Annotated in this window: 25 protein-coding genes; 13 read left to right on the top strand and 12 right to left on the bottom strand. The window is 59.8% G+C overall.

Features of this window, described 5'->3' with window-relative positions:
- Nucleotides 1-16: 16 nt before the first annotated feature.
- From ADG881_RS06825 to ADG881_RS06815, 3 genes are all read left to right on the top strand, one after another.
- On the top strand, nt 17-1603 hold the full coding sequence (locus tag ADG881_RS06825; RefSeq protein WP_007148453.1) for an HD domain-containing phosphohydrolase: 1587 nt from the start codon (nt 17-19) through the stop codon (nt 1601-1603).
- A 63-nt stretch (nt 1604-1666) separates the two neighbouring features.
- The gene (locus tag ADG881_RS06820; RefSeq protein ID WP_007149115.1) at nt 1667-2482 is read left to right on the top strand and encodes a M23 family metallopeptidase; all 816 of its coding nucleotides are present in this window, start codon (nt 1667-1669) and stop codon (nt 2480-2482) included.
- Between the two features lie 258 nt (nt 2483-2740).
- Nucleotides 2741-3127, top strand: coding sequence for a GreA/GreB family elongation factor (locus ADG881_RS06815; RefSeq protein WP_007148972.1), 387 nt, complete (start codon nt 2741-2743; stop codon nt 3125-3127).
- 314 nt (nt 3128-3441) lie between these two features.
- Here the strand turns inward: ADG881_RS06815 and ADG881_RS06810 are convergent, their stop codons facing one another.
- Together ADG881_RS06810 and ADG881_RS06805 are read right to left on the bottom strand one after the other, a co-directional pair.
- Entirely contained in the window at nt 3442-4671 is a 1230-nt protein-coding gene (locus ADG881_RS06810) for a diguanylate cyclase (RefSeq protein ID WP_007148767.1), read from the bottom strand.
- Between the two features lie 160 nt (nt 4672-4831).
- Nucleotides 4832-5104, bottom strand: coding sequence for an Arc family DNA-binding protein (locus ADG881_RS06805; protein ID WP_039926367.1), 273 nt, complete (start codon nt 5102-5104; stop codon nt 4832-4834).
- A 306-nt stretch (nt 5105-5410) separates the two neighbouring features.
- Here ADG881_RS06805 and ADG881_RS06800 point away from each other — a divergent pair, with 306 nt between their 5' ends.
- The gene (locus tag ADG881_RS06800; protein WP_007150028.1) at nt 5411-6358 is read left to right on the top strand and encodes a LysR family transcriptional regulator; all 948 of its coding nucleotides are present in this window, start codon (nt 5411-5413) and stop codon (nt 6356-6358) included.
- Between the two features lie 134 nt (nt 6359-6492).
- Here the strand turns inward: ADG881_RS06800 and ADG881_RS06795 are convergent, their stop codons facing one another.
- On the bottom strand, nt 6493-7401 hold the full coding sequence (locus tag ADG881_RS06795) for a 6-carboxytetrahydropterin synthase (RefSeq protein ID WP_007151130.1): 909 nt from the start codon (nt 7399-7401) through the stop codon (nt 6493-6495).
- Nucleotides 7402-7617: 216 nt separating this feature from the next.
- On the opposite strand from ADG881_RS06795, the gene ADG881_RS06790 reads away from it, so the two are divergent.
- From ADG881_RS06790 to ADG881_RS06780, 3 genes are read left to right on the top strand one after another with little or no spacing between them, the layout of a single operon-like run.
- Complete coding sequence (locus ADG881_RS06790) at nt 7618-7956, top strand: histidine triad nucleotide-binding protein (RefSeq protein WP_007151572.1); 339 nt, start codon at nt 7618-7620, stop codon at nt 7954-7956.
- Between the two features lie 49 nt (nt 7957-8005).
- Nucleotides 8006-8632 carry a GNAT family N-acetyltransferase gene (locus tag ADG881_RS06785; protein ID WP_007151227.1) on the top strand — a complete coding sequence of 209 codons (627 nt, stop codon included), beginning with the start codon at nt 8006-8008 and terminating at the stop codon, nt 8630-8632.
- Nucleotides 8629-9210: an ACP phosphodiesterase gene (locus ADG881_RS06780; RefSeq protein ID WP_007150994.1), complete on the top strand. Its 582-nt coding sequence runs from the start codon at nt 8629-8631 to the stop codon at nt 9208-9210. The genes ADG881_RS06785 and ADG881_RS06780 overlap by 4 nt, the downstream gene beginning before the upstream one ends.
- Before the next feature lie 358 nt (nt 9211-9568).
- Here ADG881_RS06780 and ADG881_RS06775 read toward each other — a convergent pair whose 3' ends face one another.
- Both ADG881_RS06775 and ADG881_RS06770 read right to left on the bottom strand, forming a co-directional pair.
- A complete protein-coding gene (locus ADG881_RS06775; protein ID WP_007150218.1) occupies nt 9569-10402 on the bottom strand; it encodes an SDR family oxidoreductase in 834 nt (277 codons plus the stop codon).
- 40 nt (nt 10403-10442) lie between these two features.
- Entirely contained in the window at nt 10443-11354 is a 912-nt protein-coding gene (locus ADG881_RS06770; protein ID WP_039926366.1) for an alpha/beta fold hydrolase, read from the bottom strand.
- Nucleotides 11355-11408: 54 nt separating this feature from the next.
- On the opposite strand from ADG881_RS06770, the gene ADG881_RS06765 reads away from it, so the two are divergent.
- Complete coding sequence (locus ADG881_RS06765) at nt 11409-11855, top strand: 3D domain-containing protein (RefSeq protein WP_039926365.1); 447 nt, start codon at nt 11409-11411, stop codon at nt 11853-11855.
- A 6-nt stretch (nt 11856-11861) separates the two neighbouring features.
- Here ADG881_RS06765 and ADG881_RS06760 read toward each other — a convergent pair whose 3' ends face one another.
- From ADG881_RS06760 to ADG881_RS06750, 3 genes are read right to left on the bottom strand one after another with little or no spacing between them, the layout of a single operon-like run.
- Complete coding sequence (locus tag ADG881_RS06760; protein WP_007149890.1) at nt 11862-12620, bottom strand: SDR family oxidoreductase; 759 nt, start codon at nt 12618-12620, stop codon at nt 11862-11864.
- A complete protein-coding gene (locus tag ADG881_RS06755) occupies nt 12617-13567 on the bottom strand; it encodes an alpha/beta hydrolase (RefSeq protein WP_007150638.1) in 951 nt (316 codons plus the stop codon). The genes ADG881_RS06760 and ADG881_RS06755 overlap by 4 nt, the downstream gene beginning before the upstream one ends.
- A complete protein-coding gene (locus ADG881_RS06750; protein ID WP_007150296.1) occupies nt 13564-15024 on the bottom strand; it encodes an NAD(P)/FAD-dependent oxidoreductase in 1461 nt (486 codons plus the stop codon). Before ADG881_RS06750 ends, ADG881_RS06755 begins: the two co-directional genes overlap by 4 nt.
- Before the next feature lie 103 nt (nt 15025-15127).
- Between ADG881_RS06750 and ADG881_RS06745 the strand changes: the two genes are divergently transcribed.
- On the top strand, nt 15128-16138 hold the full coding sequence (locus tag ADG881_RS06745) for an AraC family transcriptional regulator (RefSeq protein WP_156790358.1): 1011 nt from the start codon (nt 15128-15130) through the stop codon (nt 16136-16138).
- A 47-nt stretch (nt 16139-16185) separates the two neighbouring features.
- On the opposite strand, the gene ADG881_RS06740 is transcribed toward ADG881_RS06745, so the two are convergent.
- Complete coding sequence (locus ADG881_RS06740; RefSeq protein ID WP_007149413.1) at nt 16186-16647, bottom strand: LEA type 2 family protein; 462 nt, start codon at nt 16645-16647, stop codon at nt 16186-16188.
- Between the two features lie 401 nt (nt 16648-17048).
- Between ADG881_RS06740 and ADG881_RS06735 the strand changes: the two genes are divergently transcribed.
- Genes ADG881_RS06735 through ADG881_RS06720 form a run of 4 tightly spaced genes read left to right on the top strand, consistent with a single transcriptional unit; the run spans nt 17049 to nt 20650 of the window.
- Entirely contained in the window at nt 17049-17546 is a 498-nt protein-coding gene (locus ADG881_RS06735) for a hypothetical protein (RefSeq protein WP_007148718.1), read from the top strand.
- 9 nt (nt 17547-17555) lie between these two features.
- Complete coding sequence (locus ADG881_RS06730) at nt 17556-19478, top strand: lipopolysaccharide assembly protein LapB (protein WP_083787465.1); 1923 nt, start codon at nt 17556-17558, stop codon at nt 19476-19478.
- A complete protein-coding gene (locus ADG881_RS06725) occupies nt 19475-19978 on the top strand; it encodes a hypothetical protein (protein WP_007149064.1) in 504 nt (167 codons plus the stop codon). Before ADG881_RS06730 ends, ADG881_RS06725 begins: the two co-directional genes overlap by 4 nt.
- Nucleotides 19979-20026: 48 nt before the next feature.
- The gene (locus ADG881_RS06720) at nt 20027-20650 is read left to right on the top strand and encodes a LysE family translocator (RefSeq protein ID WP_007151216.1); all 624 of its coding nucleotides are present in this window, start codon (nt 20027-20029) and stop codon (nt 20648-20650) included.
- A 142-nt stretch (nt 20651-20792) separates the two neighbouring features.
- Here ADG881_RS06720 and ADG881_RS06715 read toward each other — a convergent pair whose 3' ends face one another.
- The 3 genes from ADG881_RS06715 to ADG881_RS06705 all read right to left on the bottom strand — a co-directional run bounded on the left by ADG881_RS06715 (nt 20793) and on the right by ADG881_RS06705 (nt 25933).
- Nucleotides 20793-21776, bottom strand: coding sequence for an FAD:protein FMN transferase (locus tag ADG881_RS06715; protein WP_007150591.1), 984 nt, complete (start codon nt 21774-21776; stop codon nt 20793-20795).
- Between the two features lie 84 nt (nt 21777-21860).
- On the bottom strand, nt 21861-23447 hold the full coding sequence (locus tag ADG881_RS06710) for a hypothetical protein (RefSeq protein ID WP_007149988.1): 1587 nt from the start codon (nt 23445-23447) through the stop codon (nt 21861-21863).
- An 11-nt stretch (nt 23448-23458) separates the two neighbouring features.
- Entirely contained in the window at nt 23459-25933 is a 2475-nt protein-coding gene (locus tag ADG881_RS06705) for a LamG domain-containing protein (protein ID WP_007150318.1), read from the bottom strand.
- Nucleotides 25934-25935: the final 2 nt, after the last annotated feature.

The following is a 25935-nucleotide window of genomic DNA, read 5'->3' as shown; positions in this document are numbered from 1 at the left end:
TGGAGCGGGATAGCCCATGATGACACCCTCACAGACGCAACAGATGGCAGACAACGCGCAGTTGCCCAGGCTGTTGCGGGTAGCGCAGCATCTGAGTGAGCAGAAGGATGTACCCCGTCTGCTTGATGCGCTGCTCAAGGAAGTGCTCTACCTGTGCCATGCAGATACGGGCTGGGTATGGCTGTATACCGATGGCCGCCCCCGGGCCGGGCTGAACTGCCTGTGTCGCGATGGGGCCGGTGAAAGCGATGCCGTCAAGGAGGCACCGCAGTGGTTCCGGCCATTAGCGGATGAGGCTGATGGCGCCGGGGGTATTGTGGAGCAGTGTTTCGCCGCCGGTGAGCCCCTCACCGTGGCATTGACGCAAACACCCCTCAATGAGGTGGATAAGGCGTTGCTGGCGGCACTGGCCCCGCAGGCCAAAGGGCTCCAGCTCTGGCCGCTGTACAACCACGAAGGCCTGGTCACCGGTGTGCTGCAACTGGCTTACGACAAACCGGTGCCCCGCAACCTGCAACGTCTGGGTGAGCATGGACACCTGATTTTCCAGTCCCTGCTGACCTACGGCGGGATTGCCCTGAGCAATCTCAGCCAGGTGCAGGAACTCAAGGACTTGCTGGACGCGTTTATCAAGGTGCTGGCCCAGGCCATTGATGCGAAAAGCCCTCACACCAGTGCCCATTGTCAGCGGGTACCGGTTATCACCGAAATGCTGGCCCAGGCCACCTGTGATGATCAGGCGTTGTTCCCGGATTTTTCGCTGGATGAAGAAGGCTGGTACGAGCTGCATGTGGCCGCCTGGCTGCATGACTGCGGCAAGCTGGCGACCCCGGATTCGGTGTTGGACAAGTCCACCAAGCTGCACACATTGCATGACCGGATTGATGAAGTGGCCAGCCGCTTTGCGACGCTGCGGGCGGAGATTCAGTTTGCTTATGAAAAAGCCTGTCTGCTTAATCCCGCTGATGAGCCGGCCTGCCGGCAACGCATGGAAGAGGACATTGGCGCCCTGAAAGAAGAGTTGGCCTTTCTGGAGCGGATTAACCGTGGCGGAGAGGCCATGGCGGCGGTGGATCAGCAGCGGGTAAAGGACATTGCGGCGCGTACCTGGACGGACGCCTGGGGGCAGGAAAAACCACTGCTCAGCGATGACGAGGTGTATAACCTGTGCATCCCGCGCGGCACGCTGACGCCTGAGGAGCGACAGATCATTAATGGTCATATGGATGTGACCCTGGACATGCTGGGTTCACTGCCATTTCCGCGAAAATTACAGCGGGTGCCGGAATACGCCGGTGGCCACCATGAGAAAATGGATGGCACGGGTTTCCCGCTTGGCCTCACCCGTGATCAGATGTCGATTCCTGCACGGATCATGGCTATCGCCGATGTGTTCGAAGCACTTACCGCCAAGGAACGCCCCTATAAAACGCCGCTGAAACTCAGCGAAGCGCTGGGCATCATGCAGCGCATGCGCAACAACGACCATCTGGACCCGGACCTCTACCAACTGTTCATCCGCTCACGGGTGTGGCGCCAGTACGGTGAGAAGCATCTGGACCCGGTGCAGCTGGATGTGGAAGATGGCAGCGCTTTTTTGTGACGGTTTTTCTGCAGGCGCGTTGCTCCTGCAGAACCATTGCCCCATTCGTCTTTGAGGTTTCCTGTGCGTATTCCTTTTGTTGTCCTGCTTTGCCTGTTGTCTTCGTTGTCCATGGCCAGCGATTGGTTGCTGTCGTTGGAAGGGCCGCGTACCCAGGGTTCCTTGTTGCGTGGGCAGGTGGAAAATGGGGTGGCCGTCAAGCTGGGCGACCGGGCAGTGCGCACCACCGATGCGGGTTTTTTCGTTGTGGGTGTAGGGCGTGACGCCGATCTGCAACAGACACTGGTGCTGGAAAAAAACGGTGAACAGCAATCGGTGCCGGTGACGCTGGAAAAGCGTGAGTATGCGATTCAGCGTATTGAGGGCGTACCCAAGCGCACGGTCGAGCCGCCGCCGGAAGCGGTGCTGAAACGCATTCGCCGAGAAGTGGCCGAAATCAAGACTGCGCGGGATACGAATTCCGACCTGATGGCCTTTCTCAGCGATTTTCAGTGGCCGCTTACCGGGCGTATCAGTGGCGTGTATGGCAGTCAGCGAGTCTATAACGGCAAGCCTGGCCGGCCGCACTATGGCGTGGATGTGGCCCGGCCCACGGGCACGGTGGTCGTGGCGCCAGCGGATGCGGTGGTGACGCTGGTGCAGCAAAATAACTATTACTCTGGCGGTACCCTGATCATGGACCACGGTTATGGAGTGTCATCCACCATGATCCACCTGAGCGAGGTGCTGGTGAAAGACGGGCAGACGGTGAAGCAGGGCGACCCGGTGGCGAAGGTAGGTGCTTCTGGCCGTGCAACCGGGCCACACCTTGATTGGCGTCTGAACTGGTTCGAGGTCAAGCTGGACCCGGTCACCGTGGTGCCGCCGATGAAAGAATGAAGGGGGCGTTGTTGTTGCCCCCAGGGTGACCAAACGCTCAAGGTAGAGGCCCCGCCGGGGGTGGCCTTGCTATATTTATTATTCCGGCTATGGTGGATTCCATATCAACGTAGGAATGCCACTGTGTTTTATCTTTTCTCCCTCTGGATGGATTTTCTCCCCACCTTTCCGGTTTAAGCCGGGCGGAACCCGTCCGGCTTATTTTCCGTTGTCGACATCGTTCGATATCCCTTTTTTATATCAATCTGGTGAACGGTTATGGCTGCGCTTATGGAGCGTTTGTCGTTGTGTCGCTATGGCTATGGAAAACGCTATTTAGCAAAAAATCCCCTGTTTTTCCTGTCGCCGGTCCGGCTGATGATCGTGATGGAGAAAATAGAAATGTTGCGTGGAGTGGAGCGTGAGCTTGCTGCGGCAGCGGTGGGCGATCGTGTTTCCTTGTTCAGTTTTGAAGATGAAGAGCAGATGTCCTTCACTTTGGCAGAAGCGGGAAAGCGATCTCTGGGGGACAAGGATATTTCTGTGCTTTCTCCATTGGGCGCTGCTTTGCTGGGAGCCTTGCCTGGAGCAGTGGTCAATGTGAATTTCCTTGGTCATGGGCACCGATATCTGTTGCTGAAGGTGAACAAAACAGCAGAAAAATGAGTGTTTCCAATAAAGAGGGAGGGTCATGCCTTGCATGTTTTACCGTAAGACAAGACGGAAAATATGAAGCCTGTTTGAAAGGAAAGCGTTATGAGTAAGGAAAAAGTGAAGAAAAAGCCGCAAAAAACCCTGAAAGAGAAACGACGGGAAAAAAGAGCCAGTAAATAATGGCGACAGGGCGCCTTGCGCGCCCTGACTTAAGCCTGTTTGAGAATCGGCCAAGCGCTACTAGTGTGCCCTGAATAGCAGCCGTGCTGCCGTTGCCCGCCAACAGCGAATGGCACGGGCATTCAGTCGCCCGGTTCAACTCCCCACTAATTCAGCATCTCCACTACGCCTTGGTTGCTCATCATTGCTACCCGGTTTCGCCCGGCGCCTTTTGCTTGATAGAGCGCTTCATCGGCCATTTTCAATAGCTGCGCGCCGTCTGCGGCGGTGCCGTCCGAACAGGCGACCCCGACACTGATGGTCACCACCTGGCTGACCCGGGAACCGCTGTGGGGAAGGCCCAGTTGCTCGACCCGGTTACGCATGCGCTCGGCGAAAACCAGCGCATCGTTGAAGCTGGAGTCAGTCAGGGTAATGACAAATTCCTCGCCACCGTAGCGAGCCACGAAATCGGTATCGCTTTGCACCATTCCCAGAGGGACACCGGCCACTTTCTTCAGACACTCATCGCCGGCCGGGTGGCCATAGGTATCGTTGTACTGTTTGAAAAAATCGATGTCGAACAACATCAGGGTGATACGCTCAGGCGCATCCGGGTTGTTCTGATTCAGCTTGTGATAGAGGTGGCTCAGGCGGCTTTCCATTCCCCGGCGGTTGATACAGCCGGTCATGCCGTCGACGGTGGCCTGGTTTTCCAGTACCAGATTGGCGGAGTGTAATTCGTTTCTGTGCTGGAACAGTACATGTTCGGAGAGGAAGTGCTGTCGCAACAGTCGTTCGTACACGTACTGGCCAAACAGGCTCATGCTCGCAAAGGCCAGTGATACCAATACCAGGGTGGATGGTTCAAAGGGATGGCGGCCGGAACTGAGCTGCAGGCTGAAAATCATGCAGCCAATCATGATCACTGAACTAACCAGTGCGGAGTAGAATGGCACCCGTATCAGGATGCAGATCATCAGGATGGCCAGAGGGGTGTGGAAAAAGAAGGTGTAGGCCAGGGGGTGCTCGACAATGGCTCCTAGATAATTGCCGGTAAGGGCAATGGCGAATGCCAGTATCAGCGTGGCTTCATGAAGCCAGTTGCGCCATTGGGGCTTGCGGATTAATACCAGACAGCCGCCGGTGAGCATCAAGGTGAAAAGCCGCGGGCGCCAGGAAAGGTTGAGAACGTCGGGAGAAATTCGAGACTCGATAAACATGGCGGAGACAATCAGGAACGCCACCAGTGCCAACGCCCAGGGCATGACTTTGGCCACGCTTGCCCGGAAATAGAGGCGAAAATCCTTTTCCAGCGGTTTGGGCAGGCGCAGGTGCCACGGTAACGTAATATCGTTGCCGGTTGGCAGTGGGGTATGGTTCTGGTTTGCGGTCACGGCCGTAAAGGCTCCTTTCAGTCCATGAATCGGTGACTGCGTGCGTGAGCAGCATGCACTACATCATAGTGCAAAGTACTGTCATTTCGATAATGGGCACGTGGCCAGCGGTGTATTGTAAGGACAAAAGGGCAGTTGTGGTTAGCCCGGCAGAATTAATCTAATCCAAAAGCGCTAACAGTGCCTGCTGTTTCCCCTGGGGGAGTTGGCGAAAGCGTTCCAGCAGGAAGGCTTCTTCGTTGCCTTGCGGCACCGCTGCTTCGCCGTGGGGCAGGGTATGCGGCCAGTTCTTCAGGCTATGTTCCAGCCGGGCAATAATTTCCGCGTTCATGCTGCGATGGCTGTGGTTGGCCGCTTCTGCGACCTCGTTTCGCATACCGCAGGGAAAACGAACCACGAACTTCTCGGTTCGCGTGGTTGCGTTGCTTGTCATAGTAACCTCTGAATCACGCCTGCTTACATGGGGCTGGCGAGAAAGGCTTGCCGGCCTATGACAACAGAGCAGGCTGTGCTGTTATCTGGACACAAGCTTCAGACCTTACGCATTTTTTTGCCTCCAGGCGATACTGGCAACATGCCAGTAATGGCGAAATAGAGACACGGTTAACACTCAAATGCGTAAAAGTTTTTTTTACACAGAGAATCGTCATGACCCTGTGATCTGGTGCACGGTGCCAGTGAGGATCAGGCAGTGCTAGAATTGATCCTGTTGATGTGGGCATGAGTGGCTATTCATAAAATGAATATTGGTGCGGCAGATCTGAATCTGCTCAAGTATCTGGATGTGCTTCTGCGTGAGCAGAATGTGACCCGAGCGGCGGAGCAACTGGGGATTACCCAGCCGGCGATGAGTAATTCGCTGAAACGGTTGCGCGAGTTATTTGGTGATCCGTTGTTGATTCGTACCAGTGACGGCATGACGGCGACGGAACGCGCACAGGAGTTGCGGCCCTTGGTGCGGCAAATTCTGTCCCAGGCGGAGCAATTGTTCACCCCTGAGGACGTGTTCCAGCCGGCGGACAGTCGCCGGGTGTTTCGGATCATGACCAGTGATTATGCGGAAGCGACTCTGGTGCCCCATATTGTTCGTCGCCTGCGCGCCGAGGCCCCCAATGTGGTGCTGGATTTCCTGACCCCGTCGGATGTGAGCTACCAGGACATGGAGCAGGGCCGGGTGGATATGGCGGTGAATCGCTTTAACGAAATTCCGGGCTCATTTCACCAGGTAAGCCTCTGGAAAGACTCCTTTTCCTGCTTGCTCAACCGGGATAACCCCATTGCCGAAGGCTTTGATCTGGACAGCTATTTGTCCGCCCAGCATATCTGGGTATCAAAAACCGGTTTTGGCGTGGGATTCGGCATGAATCCGGAAAAGCTCGGCGGGCTGGGGTGGATTGACCATGCCCTGGAACAGTTGGGCAAGAGCCGCAAGATCAGTATCTTTACTCGCCACTATCAAATGCCGGCCCTGCTGGCCATGAATAACGACCTGGTGGCCACGCTACCAAGCCGGGTGGCGCGCATGCAGGCCCAGAATGAGCGCTTGCTGATCAAGCAGCCGCCGTTCGATATCCCCGAGTTCGAGCTGAAAATGGCCTGGTCCTCGCTGTTGCACCACAACGTGGCACACCGTTGGCTGCGGCGGCTGATTCAGGAAGAGGCAGAGCGAATTCTGGCGGAGGAATAGCTACGAGCTACGCTCGATTCGATAGGAAAAGCCGGGATAGTTCCCCAATACCGATCCTTCTTCGCAGCCGCTGTAGGAATGTGGCGAAGCCCGCTTGCGGGGTTTTCTCGAGGCTAGTCGCTAACAGCTGGCCCTCAAATTACTGAGGTGCCGCTGAGCCAGCTGCTGTGGGTCTTGCCGGGCAGGTTCTCGCCGGCTTCGGCGATGGCGCCCTTGCCGACACCTTCGAAGGCGCGGACCCGAAAGTGCTTGCCGGGAGCTTCATCGGCCAGTTGCGCAGCAATGTGGGCGGCCAGCTGTTCTACAGTGGTGTCCGTATCGACCATGTAGCAATGGTCTTCCGGGATCACCAGCTCGAAATGTCCCTGCTCGGCATCGTAACGGAACCGGTGGTGGGGAATTTCGTCGATGTAGTAAGTGCCTTCCAGATCTTCCTCGGTACCCAGGTAGATGTCTTCCCAGCGGTCTGCCCAGAGCTTTTCCCAGTAACGGCTGCGTCGGCCATTCTCGAAGATGTGAATATTGGAACGATGTCCGTGGGCAATGCGCTGGCAGTTGCCGTCGTGCTTTTTCAGGCCATGGGAATAGTGATAGAACGGCGCGGTGCCGGTATCTTCTTCGCGCAGTACCACGCGCACTTCCGCTACATTCGCCGGTACCACGGTCTGGATCAGATCCATCAGATACAGGGTCAGGCTGGCCTTGGACACTTCCGGACCGGGCATCAGCAACAGGCTCTGGCTGGGCGCCACCATGCGGATGGTGCCACCCCGGTATACCCATTCCAGGCTGGTGTCGTTATCGCGTTCGGCGATGGTGGCCTGGTCATTGTCCACGGGAACCAGCAGACGGTGATCCACGCTGTCATCAATGATCTGCTTGATGCGCTTTTTGATGTGGCCAAAGTCGAAGACCATGCCCTGATCATCCAGATCGCCGCTCAGTTCCAGGTCCACCAGCCAGGATTCGCCCACCATGCCGCGCTTGGGGTGCAGGTAGGAGAAATCGGCGACGGTTAAATTTTCGACAAAAAGAGTGGCCATGCTGTTCCGGTTGATAATGATGGGTTTCGACAGGTGCTATAATGCCATTATTCTGGGCTGCCGCTAAGGTGCACAGCGCTTGCTGCGGACATTTTACGAGCAGTTATCGTAGTAGCTGTGAACCGGGGCACACCGGTTGCACAGTAAAGTGCACATCCTGTGACGTGGCTACGGGGTTCCGCCGTGGCTTTTTCGCTGACCCAACCGAGACCAGTTATGGCTGAAACGCTTTTCTCCAAGATCATCGACCGGGAGATTCCTGCCGATATCATCTTCGAAGACGACCAGTGCCTGGCCTTCCGGGATATCAATCCCCAGGCGCCGACCCATTTTCTGGTGATTCCCAAGAAGCCGATTGCCAAGCTGTCCGATGCTGAAGAGGCCGATCAGGCATTGCTTGGGCATCTGTTGCTGGTGGCCAGTCAGGTCGCCAGACAGGAGGGGCTGGAGGACTTCCGCCTGAACGTGAATAACGGCGCTGGCGCCAGCCAGACCGTGTTCCACCTGCATGTGCATGTGCTGGGTGGTCGCTCATTCAGCTGGCCGCCGGGCTGATTCTCTCGCCGCCGGGGTACAGGCAAGACGGGCGCCGGCAGGAGAGCGCATGGAATTGCCTGACGTACAGGGGTGGCAAATGGAGCGATGGATAAAACCGGTCACACTGGAAGGCGAGCATGTGGTGCTGGAGCCTTTGTGTGTGAACCATGCGGAGGATCTGGCCGAGGCTACGGCCGATGGCGAGTTGTGGCGCCTCTGGTATACCACGGTGCCGGCCCCGGCAACGGTGGCGAATTATATCGATACGGCTTTGCAAGGGCGGGCACAGGGCGATATGCCCTTCGCGGTGCGCCACCGTGCCAGCGGCAAGGTGATCGGCAGCACCCGCTTTTTTCGTGTCGACGAGAATAATGCGCGCCTGGAGCTCGGCCACACCTGGTATGCCCGCCGTTTTCAGCGCAGCGCGGTGAATAGCGAGTGCAAGCTGCTATTGCTGGGCCATGCCTTCGAAACGTTGAATGCCGTTGCGGTGGAGTTGCGAACCCACTGGCATAACCACGCCTCACGCACGGCCATTGCCCGCCTGGGCGCCAAACAGGATGGCGTGCTGCGCCACCACACGCGTTCAGCCGACGGCGTGTACCGCGACACGGTGGTGTTTTCCATTCTTGAGCAGGAATGGCCGGCCGTACGTCAGAACCTGCGTTACCGACTGGACCGTGGTGCATCGTGAATTACCTGGCCCATCTGACCTTGGCGCAACCGTCGGTGCCCTCCAAGGTGGGCAACGTGCTGGGGGATTTTATGCGCGGTGCGGTGGTCAGTGAGCTGAGTGAGCCGCTGCGCCGGGGATTGGATAATCATCGCCTGGTGGACCGGTTCACCGACCACCACCCCTGGGTCATGGCGCAACGCCGTGGGTTTTCGGCCCGCCGGCGCCGTTTTGCCGGAGTGGCGCTGGACGTGTTGTTCGATCATTTTCTGTGGCAGCACTGGGCCACCTTCTACGGACATGACCGGGACGCAGCCATTATCCGCCATTACCAACATCTGCAAGCGGGCCTGCCGTTGATGCATCTCCCCATGCGTGAGCGGGTGGAGCGTCTGATTGAGCATGATCTGCTTAACCAATACGGGGAGTTGGAGCGGGTTGGACAGGCGCTGGATGTGATCGCCGGGCGTATCCGCTTTGCCAATGACTTTGCCGGCATCATCCAGGAAATTGAGCCGCGCTACCAAGCCCTGGAGGCCGGGTTCCTGGCGTTCTATCCCGAGCTACAAGCGGCGGTCAGGGAGGCCGCACTGGAGTGACGGGTTGTCGGTTGCCGTTTTGGGGTTTGATCGCGCAATGGAGTGATTGAGCTGATGTCGGGACTTTTTCTGTGATCCTGCCTTGGCAACCGCTGGACGCCGGATGCCCGACGGCTGACGCTTTCAGTCAAACCCCTGAAGCCTTGATCCCTCTACTCTTTTCGTCAACAGGTGTTACCTGATTGTCGCTGGAGTATTTCTCAAAAGAGATGCCGGAATAGCGACTGCCTCTCAGAGTGGGTGTTTTGCGTCAGGCATTCGGCGTCGAGCGTCCTGCAAAGTGTGAGTTATACGCGATAAGCCAGGAAAACGACGGTAAAGCTGACATTCTCGCTGACCCGTGAAGAACTTTTTTTGCTCACAATGCGGGCATATTCAATTCAGCCATGGTGTCGTAATACAGCTCATCGGCCAGGTTGCTGTTGCGGGCCCGGGGGGAGCGCAGGGCCGGTTTGTGGTTGGCGAAATACTCTCCGCTGATCTGCGCATACTGTTCGTCCAGTGCCAGGCTCACGGGAAGCGATGCGGCTTTTTCCGGGGTGGTGAGCGTGGGGCGAATCAGTGCCATGACGGCGCTGGGCACATGACGGAAAATCGGTGTGTCCACGCCGCCGGGATGCAGGGCATTACTGGTGATGCCGGTGTCTTTCAGGCGGTCGGCCAGTACGTTGCTGAACAGAATATTGGCGAGCTTGGACTGACCGTAGGCGTCCATGACCAGGTAGGGCTTGCGACCTTTCCAGGTCTTCTTGTTGATACGGCCCAGCCAGTGAGCCACCGAAGCCAGGTGCAGAATCCGGGGCTGGGTGCCTTTCTGTAGCAGGGGCAGCATCAGGTGCGTGAACAGCACCGGGGCCAGGTAATTTACCCCGAACTGCATTTCGTAACCGTCTTTGGTGAACTCCTGCTGGGTGGGCACCACGCCGGCGTTGTTGATCAGCACATCAATGTGGCCCAGTTCCTGATAGAGCTCAGCGGCGCAATCGCGTACCTGTTCAAGGTCTGCCAGATCCAGGGCAAACAGGCGCACTTTTGCCTGTGGGTGGGCGTTCTTGATTTTGGCGACGGCGGCCTGCCCCTTGGTCTGGTCGCGGCAGGCGAGGATAACCTCCGCGCCGCGGCCGGCCAGTTGCTCTGCCGTGCAGAAACCAATGCCGGAATTGCCGCCGGTGATCAGTACGCGTTTGCTCATGATGGTCCTTGCCCCGCTTCCCAGTTGGTGTGTGGTCAGCTTAACAGGCCTCACAGGTGGGAGTGGGGCCGGTGGGGCCATTTTCTGCGTTTTTCTGCGGCAGTTGGGTCATGGCAAGCCACTGGGAAATGTCCTGGCTGACCTGCTGCCACTGCCGGCTTTGCAGTAACAGGTGCGGCGCATTCGGATAGAAACGGTATTCCCCCCGGTCGTTGGCGGATAAATGTGCCCGCAGGTGGCGAATGCCTGCTTCCGGCACGGAATGGTCCTTGCCTCCGTACAGCAGCAGGGTAGGGGTGTTCAGGTTGTTGGCCGAATCGCTGGCGCTGTCCGCCAGCTTGATCAGCCCCCAGTAGGCGTCCATCCGAACCTCACGCATAACGCGCGGATCCTCGGCCAGGCGTTGAGCGCTGGTTGGGGCGAGGGTGGGATCATCGGCGTTGCGTTCAACGGTGAGGCGGTAGCCGGGGGCCAGGGTGGCGGCGGTGGCGATGGCGGCGTTCCAGCCATAACGAAAGCGAATCCCTTCGCGCACCGCAGGCCCGGCCAGCATCAATCCGGCGACCTTGTCCGGTTCCTGCTGGGCGGCCAGTATGGCCACGGCGCCACCCAGGCTTTCGCCGAGCACAAACAGGGGCGCGGCATGGGTCTGGTGCAGGCGCCGGATCTGCGTCACCGCTTCATCGACCAGTTGCTTCTCACCGGCCCAGCGGCCTTGCTCCAGCCGGTCGCCAAAGCCGGCCTGATCGTAGGCCACAAACACATAGCCGGCCTCGGCGAACCAGGGACCCAGCTGTTCAAACGCGGCGCCGAAATCCCCGAAACTGTGCAAGCCCAGGATGACGCCCCGTGGGGTGTCATCAGGCGCCCACTCCCGCACAGTCTGGGTGAGAGGCTCAGGTATACTGGTGGTGTCTGATTGTTTGCCGGAAAAAAGGCTGCATGCGGCCATCAGCACCCCGGTAAAAAGAATAAGAGAAAAGCGCAACGTACGGAGAGTCATGCCATGAGCGTAGCAGTGTCGTTGCAACGGCGAGTGAATGCGGCGGTTTTTTCCCTGGTGCTGGTGGGGACGACCGGGCTGGTGTCCCGTTGTGAGGCGGAAAAAGCCCCGGCGGTGCCGATGATGGAACTGACGGTGACGGCTTCGGCTTACAACTCACTGCACGGGCAGGGGGCGGGCAGCGACCATGCGCTCGCCGCCTGGGGTGATCGTCTGGTGCCGGGAATGCAGGCCATCGCAGTGTCCCGCGACCTGATCCGGCTGGGGCTGACCCACAATACCGAGGTTACCGTGGAGGGCTTGCCGGGTGTCTGGGTGGTGAAGGACAAGATGCACCGGCGCTGGAAACGCAAGATTGATATCTATATGGGGGAGGATGTGCAGGCGGCCCGTGAATGGGGCCGCCGCAAGGTCAAAATCCGTTTTCCCCGGCCGCCGGAGAAACCCTGACGCGGACTATTCCCGGCTGAGAAATGTCATGGTCATCCTGGTGGAGGCGCTGGGTAATACCTTGTCCATCAACTTGATGAATTTGAACACCCCGCCGACCGGATTATGCACCGCGACGTTTTCATTGGCGGCCTGCCAGGCTTTGGCTGCAATGTCGTCGGCGGTCAGATTGACCCCCAAACGGTCCACCACCGGGGCGCGGAATTCAGCGTCATCCAGCATCGGCGTTTTCACAAACGGCGGCATGATATCCACTACCCGAATGCCCTGGCGGGCCCACTCGATATTGAGTGCTTCGGTGAGCGCGCGCACGGCAAACTTGCTGGCGGAATAAGAGGCCAGGTGCGGCACCCCGTAGAGCGCAGACGCTGAGCTCATGTTGATGACGGCGGGCTCGGTGCTCAGTTGCAGATGCGATTGTGCCGCCAGGGTCATGTTGATCAACCCGGTGACATTGATATCGATGATCTGCTTGTGTTGGGCGGCGCTGATATCTTCGAAGTGTCCCATGCGCAGGATGCCGGCACAGTTGAACAGTACGTCGAAACCCTTGCCCTGGGCAAAGGCCTCGCAGGCCTGCTGGCAGGCGTCAGCATCGGTGACGTCCAGCCGTTGATACCAACTGCCACCCAGCGTTTTTGCCAGCCTGGCGAGGGCGGTTTCATTGATGTCGGTGAGGCCCACCTGCCAGCCTTTGTTATGAAACAGCGTGGCAGTGGCCAGCCCGATGCCGCTGGCGGCGCCGGTAATCAGAATGCGTTTCATGGGTTGCCACCTTTCTCGTGTTGAGGGACCGCGTGTTGGTGGATAAAGCGGGCACAGGTCATCAGGGCCTGATCCGAATCCGCCAGTACCCCGGCATGCAATTGGAAGTCGTGCCAGCGCTGGGGGTGAATCTGTAGCCGTGTCGGGGTGCCGGCTTCGTTCAGTGCGGTGCACAGGCGATGGCTGTCATTGAGCAGAATTTCATCGCCGCCGGCCTGGATCAGAATCGGAGGCAGGCCCGTTAAATCGCCGAACAGGGGGGAGCATTGTGCGTTGCGGGTGTCATCACCGGCGTAGGCTCTGGCCGCGCTGTCCAGCCAGGCATGGCTGAGCATGATGTCCCGGTCGGTGTCGAAGAGTTGCCCCAGTGTCAGGTCGACCCAGGGGGAAAACAGGATGGTCGCACTGGGTAGCGGCGTGCCGGCCGCTTTAAGGGCTTGCAGTGTGGCCAGGGCCAGGCCGCCTCCGGCGGAGTCTCCCATCAGCGTCAGCGATGCGGGGCTGACGCCGTCGTCCAGCAGGGCCTGATAAACCGCCACCGCATCTTCGATGGCCGCAGGGCAGGGGTGCTCCGGGGCGAGCCGGTAATCCGGCACCACCACGTGGGCATTGGCAAACTTGGCCAGGTGCGAGGTGATTGCCTTGTGGCTGTCCGGGCTGCCGGCCACGTAGCCGCCGCCATGCAGGTAGAGCACGGTGCTTTGCGCATGCAGTGGCTGGTAGTGGCGGCAGGGCACATTGGCAATGGCTTTGTCATGGCTGCCGATGCTGCCGGCCTTGAGAGTGCTGTAGGCCATGATGTCCAGCCAGCGCCGTTGCGCGGCAAAGCTGAAACGGGGGTTGGCGACGGGTTTGAACAGCAGGGCCAGGGACTGGCGCAGGGCGCCAGCCAGCAACTGCTGAACGGTGGACTGGCTGCGGCTGATGCGATCAACAAACAGACTCATAGGGCTTTGTACTCGTAGTCGCTGAGTTCCAGGTGCTGGGTCTGGCGGCGGTAGTCAAAGGTGAACCCGGGCCAGTTGTTGGTGTTCTTGCCACTTTCGGTCTTGTACCAGCTGTGGCAACCCTTGTCCCACACGGTGTCGCTGATTTTACGCTGCACGTTATCGTTGAAACGCGCCTGCACGCTTTCGCGTACTTCCAGAGAATGCAGTTTTTGCTCGTCCATTTCGGCCAGGCATTGCTGCACGTAATGAATCTGGCTTTCCAGCATGTAGATAATCGAGTTATGGCCCAGGTTGGTGTTGGGGCCATAGAGCATGAACAGGTTGGGGAAGCCGCGCACGGTGATGCCCAGGTAGGCTTCCGCGCCGTCCTGCCAGGCGGTATTCAGGTCCACGCCATCGCGGCCGGTGATGGTCATCGGGGTCAGGAAATCGGTGGCCTTGAAGCCGGTGCCGTAGATGATGACATCCACTTTATGGTGGGTGCCGCTGCTGTCGGTGAGCCCTTGCTTGTCTACCGCATCGATGCCGTAGTTGATCACTTCGGTATTGGCCTGGGCCAGTGCCGGATAGTAGTCATTGGACATCAGGATGCGTTTGCAGCCCATGGGGTAGTCCGGGGTCAGCTTCTCACGCAGAGCGGGATCGCTAATCTGCTTTTTCAGGTGCCGGGCGAATAGCCACTCGTAAACCGCCATGGCTTTCTGGAAGGAGGTAAAGCCCAGTACCCGGGATTCATTGGCCGCATAGATGCGCATGCGATCCAGCGTCTGGGTCAGTGGCAGTTTCTTTAATACCCAGTGTTCGGCTTTCTTGTAGGCACGATCGGGTTTGGCAATCACATGGGCGGCGGAGCGTTGGAACAGTTTGACCTTGCCGGCCACCTTGGCCACTTCCGGCACAAACTGAATGGCGCTGGCACCGGTGCCCACCACGGCCACGGTTTTGCCGGTGAGGTCTTCATCGTGATTCCAGCGGGCGCTGTGGAAGTGTGGCCCCTGAAAGTCCTCGATGCCGGCAAGCGGCGGGTAGGCCGGTTGGTTGAGTTGGCCGGTGGCGGTGATCAGGGCGCGACAGGTGATCACCTCGCCGTTGGTCAGGGTGATTTCCCACAGGCCGGCGTCATCCAGAAAGCGGGCTTCCGCCACTTCAGTGTTGAAACGAATGTGGCGATACAGGTCGTACTTGCGTGCGCAGTATTGCTGGTAGGCAAAGATTTCTTTCTGCGGCGCGAAGCGGCGACTCCACGGGTAATGCCGTTCAAAGGAAAATGAATACAGGTGTGAGGGCACATCACAGGCGGCACCGGGATAGGTGTTATCGCGCCAGCAGCCGCCCACATCGTGTCCTTTTTCGATCAGCAGCAGGTCGTCTTGCCCCTGGGCTTTCAGGCGAATGGCCATGCCCAGTCCGCCGAAGCCGGCGCCAATAATGACTACGTTGTGCGTTGCTTGCATGGGAAACAATCCGGTTAATAACGTTAGGTTCCACTCTAGCGATACATAAACGCCTTGTTTATGGCATTCTGGGACAGAAAATTGTGGAATTCGGACATCGCCAGTGACAGTACAGCGAGCCATTACCAGCGTGCGAATGCAGGTGGCCTTTGCCGAAGAGCGGGGGCTGCCGGTCGCGGCGTGTCTGCAGGGTTCCGGCATTCATCCGGACATGCTGGGCCAGGCTGATTGCACCATTGATGCGGAGCAGGAGCTCACCGTGGTGCGCAACATGTGCCGGGAACTGGGCAACGAGGCAGAGCTGGGCCTGGCCATGGGGCAGCGCTACCACCTGAGCAGCTATGGAGTCTGGGGGTTTGCGCTGCTGAGCAGTCCCACCTTTCGTCAGGCGGTTGAGCTGGGGTTGCGTTACCTGGATCTGACCTTCGCGTTTCTGGATATTTCCCTGCAGGAGCAGGGCGATGACGCCATCTTGATCCTGGATGATAGCCGTGTGCCCGAAGAGGTGCGTGAGTATCTGCTGGCCCGGGATGCCAGTGCGGTGATGATGATCCAGGAGGAGCTGTTTGCCGGGCGCATTCCGCTGTCTTCACTGGAAGTGCGGTTGCCGCCGCGCTCGATTGCCCCGTTCGAGGCGGTTTTCGGACTGACGCCGGTATTTGATCGCCCCCGCAGCCAGGCACGGTTCGCGCTGGGCCTGCTGGATATGCCGCTGCCCCAGGCCAACCCGGTGACGGCCCGCTTGTGCGAGGAACAGTGCCACCAGTTATTGGTGCAACGTTACCGCAAGGGCAGTGTGGCGGTGCGGGTCCGCCGACGGTTGTTGCAGCAGCCGGGGCGGTTCCCGGATATGGAGGCCATGGCGGAAGAACTGACCATCACCAGCCGGACATTGCGCAGGCAGCTGGCGGCGGAAGGAACCAGCTACCGGGCCCTGCTGGATGAAGTGCGGCGGATGCTGGCGGAACAGTGGTTATTACTGGGCATTCTCAGCCTGGCCGAAATCAGCGAACGGCTGGGCTTTTCCGAAATCGCCAATTTCAATCACGCCTTCCGGCGCTGGACCGGGCAGAGCCCCGGCCGCTTTCGGCATCAGCTGAGAGAACAACACTGATAACCCGCCGGACCATGCCCGGGCTGTGTTCCTTGGGGCGGCAAGCGCTATGGCATCGCCGGCAGTGTCATTTCGCCTTCCTTGTCGAAGGAAAGGGGAATCGGCACACCCGCTACCCGTGCCTTGCCGACCAGCCGGTATTGCAATGGCTGGTCCTTGCGCTGCTGGATTTTCTGCAGCTGTTGCAGGCTGCTTAACAGGCTGGTGGTAATGGTGGTGGTGACCTGGGCATCGCCCATGGCGGGCAGAGTGATGCGTTCGTTGGTCAGTCCACGGGCAAATTTCTCCCCGTTGACGTAGATCTCGTAATCCAGGCTGTTGAGGGTGAGCTCCCGGTCGTTGGGGTTGCGGGCCCGCAGGGTCAGCCCCCATTCCTGCTCGAACAGGTTGAAACTGTTCAGGTTGATGCCGGATACGCTGACTTCCGGGGACTCCAGGCCAGCCAGGCTCTGGCAGCCGCTCAGTATCAGCAGGCCCATGGCCATCCACAGGGAAACCACTTTTTTCATCTATTCACTCCATCCATAGGGCACAGGGGCTACGACGTGCAGGTTAGAGGCCAGCATAACGGGAAAGTTGCGAGTGTGAAGCAGAAGAAGCGGAAGAGGGGGGAGGGTAATTAATGCGTGCCGGACGGCCCGATCGCCAGTCACACCACCGCGCCCCTTGCGGGGCGCCTGTGGTGCGGCATCCTGACCGGGCCGCCGGCACGAGGGCCGAATGACAGAATCATCCGGCTTTCTCGATAGTCGCGTGATCGCCGGGCCGAAAGCAAGTACCGGATGTCGTAAATTTGTATCCGGCAGGCTGTGACAATCACAACAGTCAAAGCCGACAAGCTATGGTAGATTTCCTGAAAAGAACCTATCTGAAAACAACGTAGATAAACGCTAACACCGGGGGAGCGCACATGCGCCGCGCATTCATTTTGTTGTTGATGCTGGTCGCAGCCCAGCTGCACGGGGCCGAGCTGGACAAGGATCTGGCCGATTTCAAACGTGACGTGCTGGAAGTCAATAAACGCCTGCTATTGCTCGAAGAAGAGTTGCTGTTCCCCGCCGATACCCAGGTCGGGATTTATGTCTCTCTGGATGTGGGGCACTTTTTCCAGCCGGACAGCATCACGCTGGAGCTGGATGGCGAAGTGCTGACCAGCCATCTCTATACGGAAAAGGAGATCCGCGCCCTGAAAAACGGTGCGGTGCAGCGTCTGGCGCTGGCCAACGTGAAGAATGGTGATCACGAGCTCACGGCCTTTATCACCGGCACCGGGCCTGCCGGCCGGGAAATGCGCCAGGGGGTGACCGGCCACTTCGACAAGAATCACGGCCGCCATTTCGTTCAGCTTCATATCGAGGACGATACCGCCAAGCAGCAGCCGCGTTTCCGTTTTCGCGACTGGCGCTGAGAGCGGTCTATGCGAATGCGAGGAAGCTTGAAAGGGCTGGTGGTGGGGCTGTTGTTACTCAGTTCCCTGAGCTGGGCCCGCCTGGATGAACCTCATCAGGTGCAGGAGCTGGCCTATGGTGAGGTGGCCTATCTGTATCTCAAAGGCGATTATTTTGCTGCCCTGACCCGCGCCCAGATGGCGCTGGAGCGGGGCGAGGTGGATATCCACAAGGCGGATATGGAAGTGCTGTTGGGGGCCATGTACAGCGCCTACGGCATGCCCGAAGACGCCGAGCAGGTTTTCAACCAGTTGCTCGATACCCAGGTCAGCGGTGAAGTCGCCCAGCGGGCGTGGATTCACCTTGCCGGTCTTTACTATCGCCAGCAGAAATACCAACAGGCGCTGGCCATGCTGGATCAACAGGTCGGTGAGCCGCCAGCCAAACTGGAAGAAGTGTATTTCAGTTTGCGGGCGCGGGTCCTGATGCGTCTGCAACGCTATGAAGAAGCCGCAGAGCTGCTTGATGCGTTCTCCGAAGACCATCCTCTCAATGCCTACCTGCGCTATAACCTGGCGATCAGCTGGATTAACGGCAAGCATCCCGGGCTGGGGCAGGAATGGCTCTGGCAGCTGGCCAACATGCCGCCGGGGGACGCCCAGGTTAATGCGATCAAGGAAAAAGCCATGCTGGCGCTGGCGATCTACATGTTGCGCAGCGATCAGGAAGACCGTGCGCTGGCCCTGTTGCGAGACGCTCGCCTGGAGGGGCCGTTTGCCGACATCTCCCTGTTGCTCTATGCCCGCGCCCTGTTGATTGAAAATCAGCCCCGTAAGGCGCTGCCGGTCCTGCAGCAGCTGGACACCAAGTCGATCCAGCGATTGCCGGTGCAGGAAGCGCAGTTAGCGATTCCCTACCTGTACGAGCAAATGGGCGATCAGCGTTCTGCCAGGCAGGCATTCGAGACTGCACTGGATCGCTTTGCTGGTTTGCAGCAATACCTGCTGGAAGTGGAAGCGGATATTGCCAGTGGCGAATGGTTTACGGCCATGGTGGGGGAGCCGCGCTGGTCCACCGCCATGGATCCGGTGCCGCCGTTCCTGCCGCGTCGGGTGGAAAGTTTCCCAACCTTTTATGAATGGTTTGCCACCACCGAATTTCAACGCGGCTGGAATAACTACCACGAGTTGTTGCGGCAGAAGAACCTGCTTACCCAGTGGCAGGAAAAGCTGCCGGCCTTTGAGACATTGATGGCTGCCCATCGGCGCAAGCAGGACGAAACCCGCCCTGCGGCCCGAGCGCTATTGGACGATCTGTCACAGCAGGATTTCCAGGGGCGCATGACCCGTTTGCAGCGCCGTTACGATGAGGCCGTGGCCAAACAGGACCCGTTGCCCTTCGCCACCGACAAGGAGCGCAAGCTGTGGGAGGCGCAGCAGAATGCCGAGCAGCGCACCGAGGGGTGGGGCAAGCGAAAGCGCCCGGATGTGACCGCCAAGCTGGACTTCTACAAAGGTGTTTTGCTGTGGGAGATGCAGGAAAACATCGTGCCGCGCCAGTGGGAACGCCAGCATCAGCTTAATGAAATCGATGGGTTGCTGGATGAAACCCGTGTGCTGCGCAGCCGTGTGCTGTTTGCCACATACCGCTCAGAGCGGTTGGAAGATTTCTCGCAAGAATTGAATGCACTGACCGGCGAGCTGGAACGCTTACAGAAACGCGGGGCGCTGTTGATGCGTCGCCAACAGTACGGTTTGCAGGCGTCGGCCTATGAACAGGTTACCGAAACCCGCAACCGCCTGAAGCGTTTCAGTGCGTCGGCCCATGAAGGGCTGGCCGATCTTTACCATCGCGCCTTGCGCAGCAGCCGCGAGCGTGAGCAGACCCCGGACGAGGCGGCGCCGCAGTCCTCAGCGTTCCCCTTACAGCCGCCCATGGGCTCGTCCCGGTGACAGCGCAACAGCTGGATTCCTTGCACCACAGGGGGCAAGGGTTCGATGTGATCAGTGGTGCTGCGTTTTCACCGGCGGACTGGGATCTTTATCCCGATGGCGACAGTTCCGCTTGCTGGCGCGGTTATGTGTGCCATTACCTCATTGAGGGCGGCACCCTGTACCTGGCCGAGCTGGCCCTGTGCGCGCCACCGAGCGGACTGATCGGTGTGGATGAACAAGGTGAGATCGTTACCGTCCCGGCGCGATGGCCCGCGCTCAACGGGGTGGCGGCAGAGCGGGTGCGCGGCGGTGTGATGCCCTGGCGTTACCCTGCGTTGCACCTTCCTCTTGGCTTTACCGGCACGCTGTTGTTGGGCCAAACCCTGCGGGACGACAGCCTCTACCTGGCCGGCGCGGCGGATTTTCCGCAAGCGGAGGATTACCATGACGTCTGGCGTCTGCAGTTGGAGCAGGGGCGACTGTGTGGTGAGGCGCGGGGTGGCGCAGTCTCGCGGTAGACTGGCAAGGATCATCATTCCGCATCCTTTCTGCGTTGGTGAGGGCTTATGGATATCCCGTCGCTGTTTCTGTTGATGCTATCCCTCATGGTTATGGCAGCGATGCCCAGTACCAGTGTGGCGCTGGTGGTGGTCCGTTCCGCCCGGTATGGCGTTTCCCATGGTTTGCTGGTGGCCGCAGGTATTGTGCTGGCGGACCTGCTGTTTGTGAGCCTTGCGCTGTTCGGCATGGCGGCCCTGGCCCAGTGGCTGGGGACGGCGTTTGTGGTGGTGCGGATACTGGCAGCGGTGTGGCTGATAGGTTTTGGCGTGCAGCTGATCCGTTCCCGGCGGGCGGCCGTGAGCAATCCGGGGAACAGCGACAAGCGTTCAGGCCACCATGGTGCGAGTTTTCTGGCGGGCCTGCTGGTAACGCTGGGAGATATCAAGGCCATCGTTTTTTATGCCAGTTTGTTGCCCGTGTTCGTGGATTTGCCTGCGCTGCAAAGCGCGGCGATAGCTGCGGTGTTGTTGGTAACGGTCGTGGCCGTGGGCAGTGTAAAAGTCGCCTATGCCTTGCTGGCCAGCCGGCTGGCGGCGGTGGCGTTGCCGCCACGCTACCGGCGGCCGCTGCAGCTTGGCGCGGGCTGCGTCATGGTAGGGGCCGGAGTCGGATTGCTGGTTCGCGCCTGAGACAAGGTCCAGTGCAGATTGGCGCGACTCTGGCCACGCAGACGGACATTCAACGAAAGACCCGGCGATACCGCCATCAACCTGATTTCTGGTTTTTAGCCGCGTCAGGCTTCCGGCACTGGGCGTCTCGCCCTGTGCGTTGTCAGCCGCCAGTCAGGTCATTGGAGTAGGTGACGTTACCTTCCCGGTTGATGATGATGGCGGAGGTCTCAGGAAGACGATTGATCAGCGCGAGGCCTTTTTCGGCGCCCAGCACAAAGACGCTGGTGGAGAGGGCGTCGGCATCGATGCTGTTGTCACACAGCACGGTAACGCTGGCCAGCCCATCGATACTTTTGCCGGTCTTTGGCGACAGGATGTGATGAATGCGGCGGCCGTCCTGAATGAAATAACGCTGGTAATCCCCCGAGGTGGACATGGCCAGATTGGCCATGGGCAGTTTCATGGCGATGTCCTGTTTACTGCGCGGGTGTTGAATGCCCACTTCCCAGGGGCGGCCCCGGTGATCGCCCAGCACATAGCTGTCCCCGCCCAGTGACAGGTAGGCGTGTTCGACGCCTGCCTCTTTCAGCAAGGCGATGCCCTGGTCAATGGCGTACCCCTTGGCGATACCGCCCAGATCGATACGGGTGCGGGGGTCACGGAAACGCACCTTGTCCGGTGCGGTCAGTTCAATACGGTCGGCGCCGATATGCTGGTTCGCAGCGGCCAGCTCGGTATCGTTCGGCGCCTTGCCTTCGCGGTAATCGTACAGGTGCCCGGCACTGGCAAAGGTAATGTCGAAGGCGCCGTCGGTGAGTTGGTAGTAGTCCAGAGACCGTGCCAGCAGCTGATAAAACTCCGCGCTGATGGTTTGTGTTGTCTCGCCGGCACGGGCGTTGACCCGGGCCAGTTCGCTGCTTTCCACCCAGGGGGACAGCAAGGCATTCAGGCGCGCCATTTCCTCTTTCAGCGCGTCGAACAAGGGGGCCGCATCCTGCTCGGACCACAGTGTGACGCTGGCCCGGGTGCCCATCACATCCCAGTCCTGTTGTTGCCACCGGGCCTGTGCCGGCATGGCCAGCAGCAGGAGCAGGGCAGGTGTGATCAAGGTGATCAGGCGGGCAGTGGGGGTAAGCGAAACCATGGCAATCGTCTTCGGGTTGTCAGCAAAGGAGAGTGACAGCAGTGTACCTGCCGGAGCGGCCCTGTGCCGCCCCGGCAGGGTGGGTCAGGCGGGAGGAGGAAAGACGGGGCCGCTGACGATGGGGTTGAAGGCGGCCAGTTTGTCCAGCGAAGCGGCGTTGCCCAGGCTGTGATTGGGGAAGCGGGCGCTGAACTGGCCGAGTTCACCGTGCAACGCCATGTAGTTCAGCCACACGGTTTCCGCCAGCAGGTTCACGTTGTTGGCCGCCGGAGTACCAGCGGTTTCCACCGAGGCGTCGCTTCGCATCCAGCCCAGTTGCTGATGGTTCTCGGCGCTGGCGCCGTTGGTGTTCAGGGTTGGGCGGCCGTTGGGGTTGTAGACCAGAAAGAACGAGGCGGCGGTGGACGAGTTGTCGCCGGTCCACTCGCCTTTGCCGCGGCCGTTGGCGGAATCATCAATGCGCCCGTTGCTGGACACGGAGCCATCGCTGAACACGTACATCATCAGCGGCATGTTGCGGCGGCGGGCGTATTCCAGGCAGGCGCCCATGCAGCGCCCGGCGCGCAGGTCCCGTTGTTCGCCGGTGCCCCGTTCGCCGGTGTGGTAATCGAAGCCGCCCATGGAAATACAGCCGGCGCCGGCGTAGCCGTTGATCACCAGTTTCATGATGGAGGCGGTTTTCTCAAATTCACGGTCATTCAACTCCGCCTCGGAGAAGATGCTGAGGATGTCCGTGTCCTGACGAATATTCAGGGCAGAGGGGTCGCCATAGCGGTCGGTAATATCTGCGGCTTCCACATAGCCACAACGCAGCAGGTCGCGCAGGTTGGCGCGGCGGTTGGCATCGGTGAGGCCGCTGTCGATACGGTCGATGCGTTTATGGCTGATGCGGGCGATGGATTCCATCACCGACACGGCATCGTCCTTGGAAAGCAGGCCCACCAGCTTGCCGGTGTCCACCAGGCCGGTCACATCGGTGCCCCGGTCCACCTTGGTGGGGCGGGCAGAGGCGATGATGGAGCCGTCCGGCGACATGGAGTTACCGCCGGACAATGAGCTGCGTGATCCGATCAGCGACAGCAGCTCGCCGTCGGCGCCGGCATTGAAGATGCCGTACATGGGATTGTGCGGATTATTGGCGGTGTCGTTTTCGGAGCGCGCCGGAATCACACAACCATTCACGTTGCCCATGGCGCCGGGGGCTTTTTCCTGTATGCCGCGCAGGAAGGGTGAATCATTGTGGAAGGCCAGACCCAGGTCCGTATTGACCACGCCGGGATCCGTGCTGGGTGCCATGCCGCCGGGCAGGCCCAGTTTGGAGTAGCCGGCACTGCTGAGAAAATCCAGCTGGCCGCCCTGGCCGCCCACCAGCACATTGGAGCCGGCGATATTGGCGCCACCAGCCAGATCGAAACAGATGAACGGGATCTTGCCGGCGCCGGCACCGAGGATGCCGCAATCGGTCTTGATGGTTTCTAGGTCGCCCTGCAGGGCGGCCATGGCCTCGCGGGGGTTACTGAATAAGCCGAACAGGCCCACGCTGCCGAAGGCCGCGCCGGACACCAGGCCACGCCCGAGCATGTCGCGGCGGCTGATGGGTTTGCCGTGGCCCAGATTTAACAGCGGGGCGTCGGGGTGCAAGGCCTGTGGTTTTTTCATCATTCTTTTCATGGTCGTGCCCCTTATTGAAACAGCATGGTGGCGCTGCCCAGCATGGCCGCGCAGGCCGCCTTGGTGGCGGTGGCGGTGCGCTCCACGCAGTCGCTGCTGCATTGGGTCAGGTTGGTATTGAACAGCAGGTCTTCCAGTTCGCTTTCTACGCCGTCGCGGTCTGGCTGGCTGGCCTGGCCGTTACCAACCATGCGTTCAAACAGCGGTGAAATGACCCAGTCTTTCCAGTTCTGCTGGCTGAGGGTGTCGGCGCCGGCGCTGTAATTCATGCCCACGAATAACGGCTGAATGCTGGCGTCATTGTTGCGCTCTGCTTCCACCAGGGCGTTGCAGTATTCGATGGCCAGCTGGGCAACCCCCACTTGATGGGCAGTGAGGAAGGCTTCGATATTTTCCTCACTGGGCAGCTGGGCACGCAGGCGTTGATAGGTGTCCGGCACCTCGCCGTATCCTTCAGGTACTCCGGTCAGCTGGCTCATGGTGGCGTTGATTTCGGCAAAGTTACGCAGGCCGGGCAGCGGCTGTTCGCCGTACTGGTTCGGTGTCAGCGGCAGGGGCTGCGGGTCGGTGTACACATTGGTGTGGCTGCCCAGGCGCTCGAAAGTGAGGAAGAACTCGTCGTTTTCCTGGCCTTGCTCCACGGGTAGCAGGGTGCCCAGGCGAGACAGGGTTTCGCCCTGTTCGCTGTAGCCTTCTCCGCCAATCAGGGTATCCACCGTGGCAAAGGACTGTGCCACGTCGGGGACGCGGCCGTTGATGCTCAGGCGGAGCCCTTGCAATGCCTCTTCCGTGTCCACGATATCCTGCTCCAGATTAATGAAATAGGGCGCGGCGAACAGGTAGCTGTAGTTGTCGAAGCGGGACACTTCGAACACCAGGTAAGCGCCGGGCTGATCAATCAGGTGGCCGATGTAGAACGGCAGGAAGTAGCGCTCGCCGACCCCGGCGGCAAAGTTGGTGCGGATCTGGTCACCGGTGAGCGCCCGGCTGTGAAGGGCGGCAAACCGGATTACCCCTTCCCAGGGGCGGTCGTTGGAGGCTTCGTTGCCGAGCACCAGGGCAAAGGTGTCATCCCAGGTGTTGAGCAGGTTCGGGGTAACCGGGTCGGTGGCGCCATTGCGTTCACCATTGATGTAGATCTGGCGGCCGTTAACCGGGTCAAAGGTGATGGCGACATGCTGCAGGCTTGCCTGAAGCGGGTCATCGGCGGTGGCCAGTACCGGCTCACCGTTGCTGTCGGTGGCTTCGCCGATGCGCTGGTAGGCCAGGTAGTTGCTGCCGCTTTGTGCCAGGGTCAGGTTCCGGGCCATGGTGCCGGCGGAGTAGCTGATGATGTGGGCATTGTCCTGCCCGGTGCTGGCGGGTACCAGCCAGGCTTCCAGGGTCAGTTCGCCGGTGGCGGCAATCAGGTCGGTGAGCTTTTTGCTGGTCTGGGTACTGCCCTGGGCCTTGCCGCCGTTAAGGCGAATGCCCCAGCCGCCTTCCCAGGCCACATCGCCGCTGAATTGCAGATGGATGGCCGGGTCTACGCCGGAGGAATCGTAAGCGGTGAGGCCTTCACCGGTTTTGAATTCATAACGGGCGACCACGTTGCTTTCGTAGCGCCCGCCGCCGGCGGCCAGGGTGCCGTCGTCCACGGTTAGTGCCTTGCTCAGCACCAGGTCACCATCCGGGGCGGTGGCGGTAATGTTGTTGGCCATGGCGCGAATGGCGTCTTCCATGGCGTCGGCATCGCTGCTGCAGCTATCACTCCAGCAGTTGTGGTTGTCCTCGCGCAGGCGTTCCACCAGGCGGCTGAGCGCCGGCTGGTTCAGGTCAATCTTGCTTTGCGCGGCACTGTAGGCTTCGTCCACATCATCGGCGGCCAGGTAGGGCGCTTGCGGGGTGGCGGCATCGCTCTGGTGGCATTCGCTGCAATGCGGCTCCAGTAGCGGGTAGACAGTGGTTTCGAACAGCCCGCTGTCCACCGGGAAGTTTTTGCTGTCACCGGGATCGTACAGGGGCGGTTGGTCCAGCTCGGTGGTGCCGCCACCCAGGCCCAGGGTTTCTCCTGCCCAGGCGCTGATCCAGGTGCTGATCTGGTCGGCACAGACCTGCGGGTCCGCTTCCCAGCAGTTATGGCCACCGGCCACTTTCTGCACCATGCGGGATGCCGCTGGCTGGTTCAGGTTGATCAGCGGATTGGCGGCGGCATAGGCGTCGTTGATGTTGCCGGTTTGCACAAAAGCGGGCTGCTGGTTGCGGTGACAGGCGCCGCAGCGCTGTTCACTCACCAGATTGTTCCAGATATAGATTTTGAACGCGGAGATGTCGGCGTTGCGCGGCGCAGGACCGTTGTAGTTCACGCCGCTACCGTTGCCTCCGGTATCCACGTTCGGCTGTGTGTCGGCACCGCTGCCGCTGCCGCCACAGCCGCTGAGCAAGGCGACAAGCAGGCTGGCGAACAGGGTGGCGTTACGAGGGTAAGTAAGCGGGAAAAAAGACATGC

This window comes from Alcanivorax sp. DG881, assembly GCF_000155615.1.
GTDB lineage: Bacteria > Pseudomonadota > Gammaproteobacteria > Pseudomonadales > Alcanivoracaceae > Alcanivorax.
Note: the sequence above shows the minus strand (reverse complement) of the source record. Positions and strands in the feature narration are given on the sequence as shown.

Excerpts from the sequence above, each read along its gene's own strand:
- ADG881_RS06825 (WP_007148453.1), top strand. The coding sequence starts at position 17 with ATGATGACACCCTCACAGACGCAACAGATGGCAGACAACGCGCAGTTG.
- ADG881_RS06815 (WP_007148972.1), top strand. The coding sequence starts at position 2,741 with ATGGCTGCGCTTATGGAGCGTTTGTCGTTGTGTCGCTATGGCTATGGA.
- ADG881_RS06805 (WP_039926367.1), bottom strand. The coding sequence starts at position 5,104 with ATGACAAGCAACGCAACCACGCGAACCGAGAAGTTCGTGGTTCGTTTT.
- ADG881_RS06800 (WP_007150028.1), top strand. The coding sequence starts at position 5,411 with ATGAATATTGGTGCGGCAGATCTGAATCTGCTCAAGTATCTGGATGTG.
- ADG881_RS06795 (WP_007151130.1), bottom strand. The coding sequence starts at position 7,401 with ATGGCCACTCTTTTTGTCGAAAATTTAACCGTCGCCGATTTCTCCTAC.
- ADG881_RS06790 (WP_007151572.1), top strand. The coding sequence starts at position 7,618 with ATGGCTGAAACGCTTTTCTCCAAGATCATCGACCGGGAGATTCCTGCC.
- ADG881_RS06785 (WP_007151227.1), top strand. The coding sequence starts at position 8,006 with ATGGAATTGCCTGACGTACAGGGGTGGCAAATGGAGCGATGGATAAAA.
- ADG881_RS06775 (WP_007150218.1), bottom strand. The coding sequence starts at position 10,402 with ATGAGCAAACGCGTACTGATCACCGGCGGCAATTCCGGCATTGGTTTC.
- ADG881_RS06770 (WP_039926366.1), bottom strand. The coding sequence starts at position 11,354 with ATGGCCGCATGCAGCCTTTTTTCCGGCAAACAATCAGACACCACCAGT.
- ADG881_RS06765 (WP_039926365.1), top strand. The coding sequence starts at position 11,409 with ATGAGCGTAGCAGTGTCGTTGCAACGGCGAGTGAATGCGGCGGTTTTT.
- ADG881_RS06760 (WP_007149890.1), bottom strand. The coding sequence starts at position 12,620 with ATGAAACGCATTCTGATTACCGGCGCCGCCAGCGGCATCGGGCTGGCC.
- ADG881_RS06755 (WP_007150638.1), bottom strand. The coding sequence starts at position 13,567 with ATGAGTCTGTTTGTTGATCGCATCAGCCGCAGCCAGTCCACCGTTCAG.
- ADG881_RS06750 (WP_007150296.1), bottom strand. The coding sequence starts at position 15,024 with ATGCAAGCAACGCACAACGTAGTCATTATTGGCGCCGGCTTCGGCGGA.
- ADG881_RS06740 (WP_007149413.1), bottom strand. The coding sequence starts at position 16,647 with ATGAAAAAAGTGGTTTCCCTGTGGATGGCCATGGGCCTGCTGATACTG.
- ADG881_RS06735 (WP_007148718.1), top strand. The coding sequence starts at position 17,049 with ATGCGCCGCGCATTCATTTTGTTGTTGATGCTGGTCGCAGCCCAGCTG.
- ADG881_RS06730 (WP_083787465.1), top strand. The coding sequence starts at position 17,556 with ATGCGAATGCGAGGAAGCTTGAAAGGGCTGGTGGTGGGGCTGTTGTTA.
- ADG881_RS06720 (WP_007151216.1), top strand. The coding sequence starts at position 20,027 with ATGGATATCCCGTCGCTGTTTCTGTTGATGCTATCCCTCATGGTTATG.
- ADG881_RS06715 (WP_007150591.1), bottom strand. The coding sequence starts at position 21,776 with ATGGTTTCGCTTACCCCCACTGCCCGCCTGATCACCTTGATCACACCT.
- ADG881_RS06710 (WP_007149988.1), bottom strand. The coding sequence starts at position 23,447 with ATGAAAAGAATGATGAAAAAACCACAGGCCTTGCACCCCGACGCCCCG.
- ADG881_RS06705 (WP_007150318.1), bottom strand. The coding sequence starts at position 25,933 with ATGTCTTTTTTCCCGCTTACTTACCCTCGTAACGCCACCCTGTTCGCC.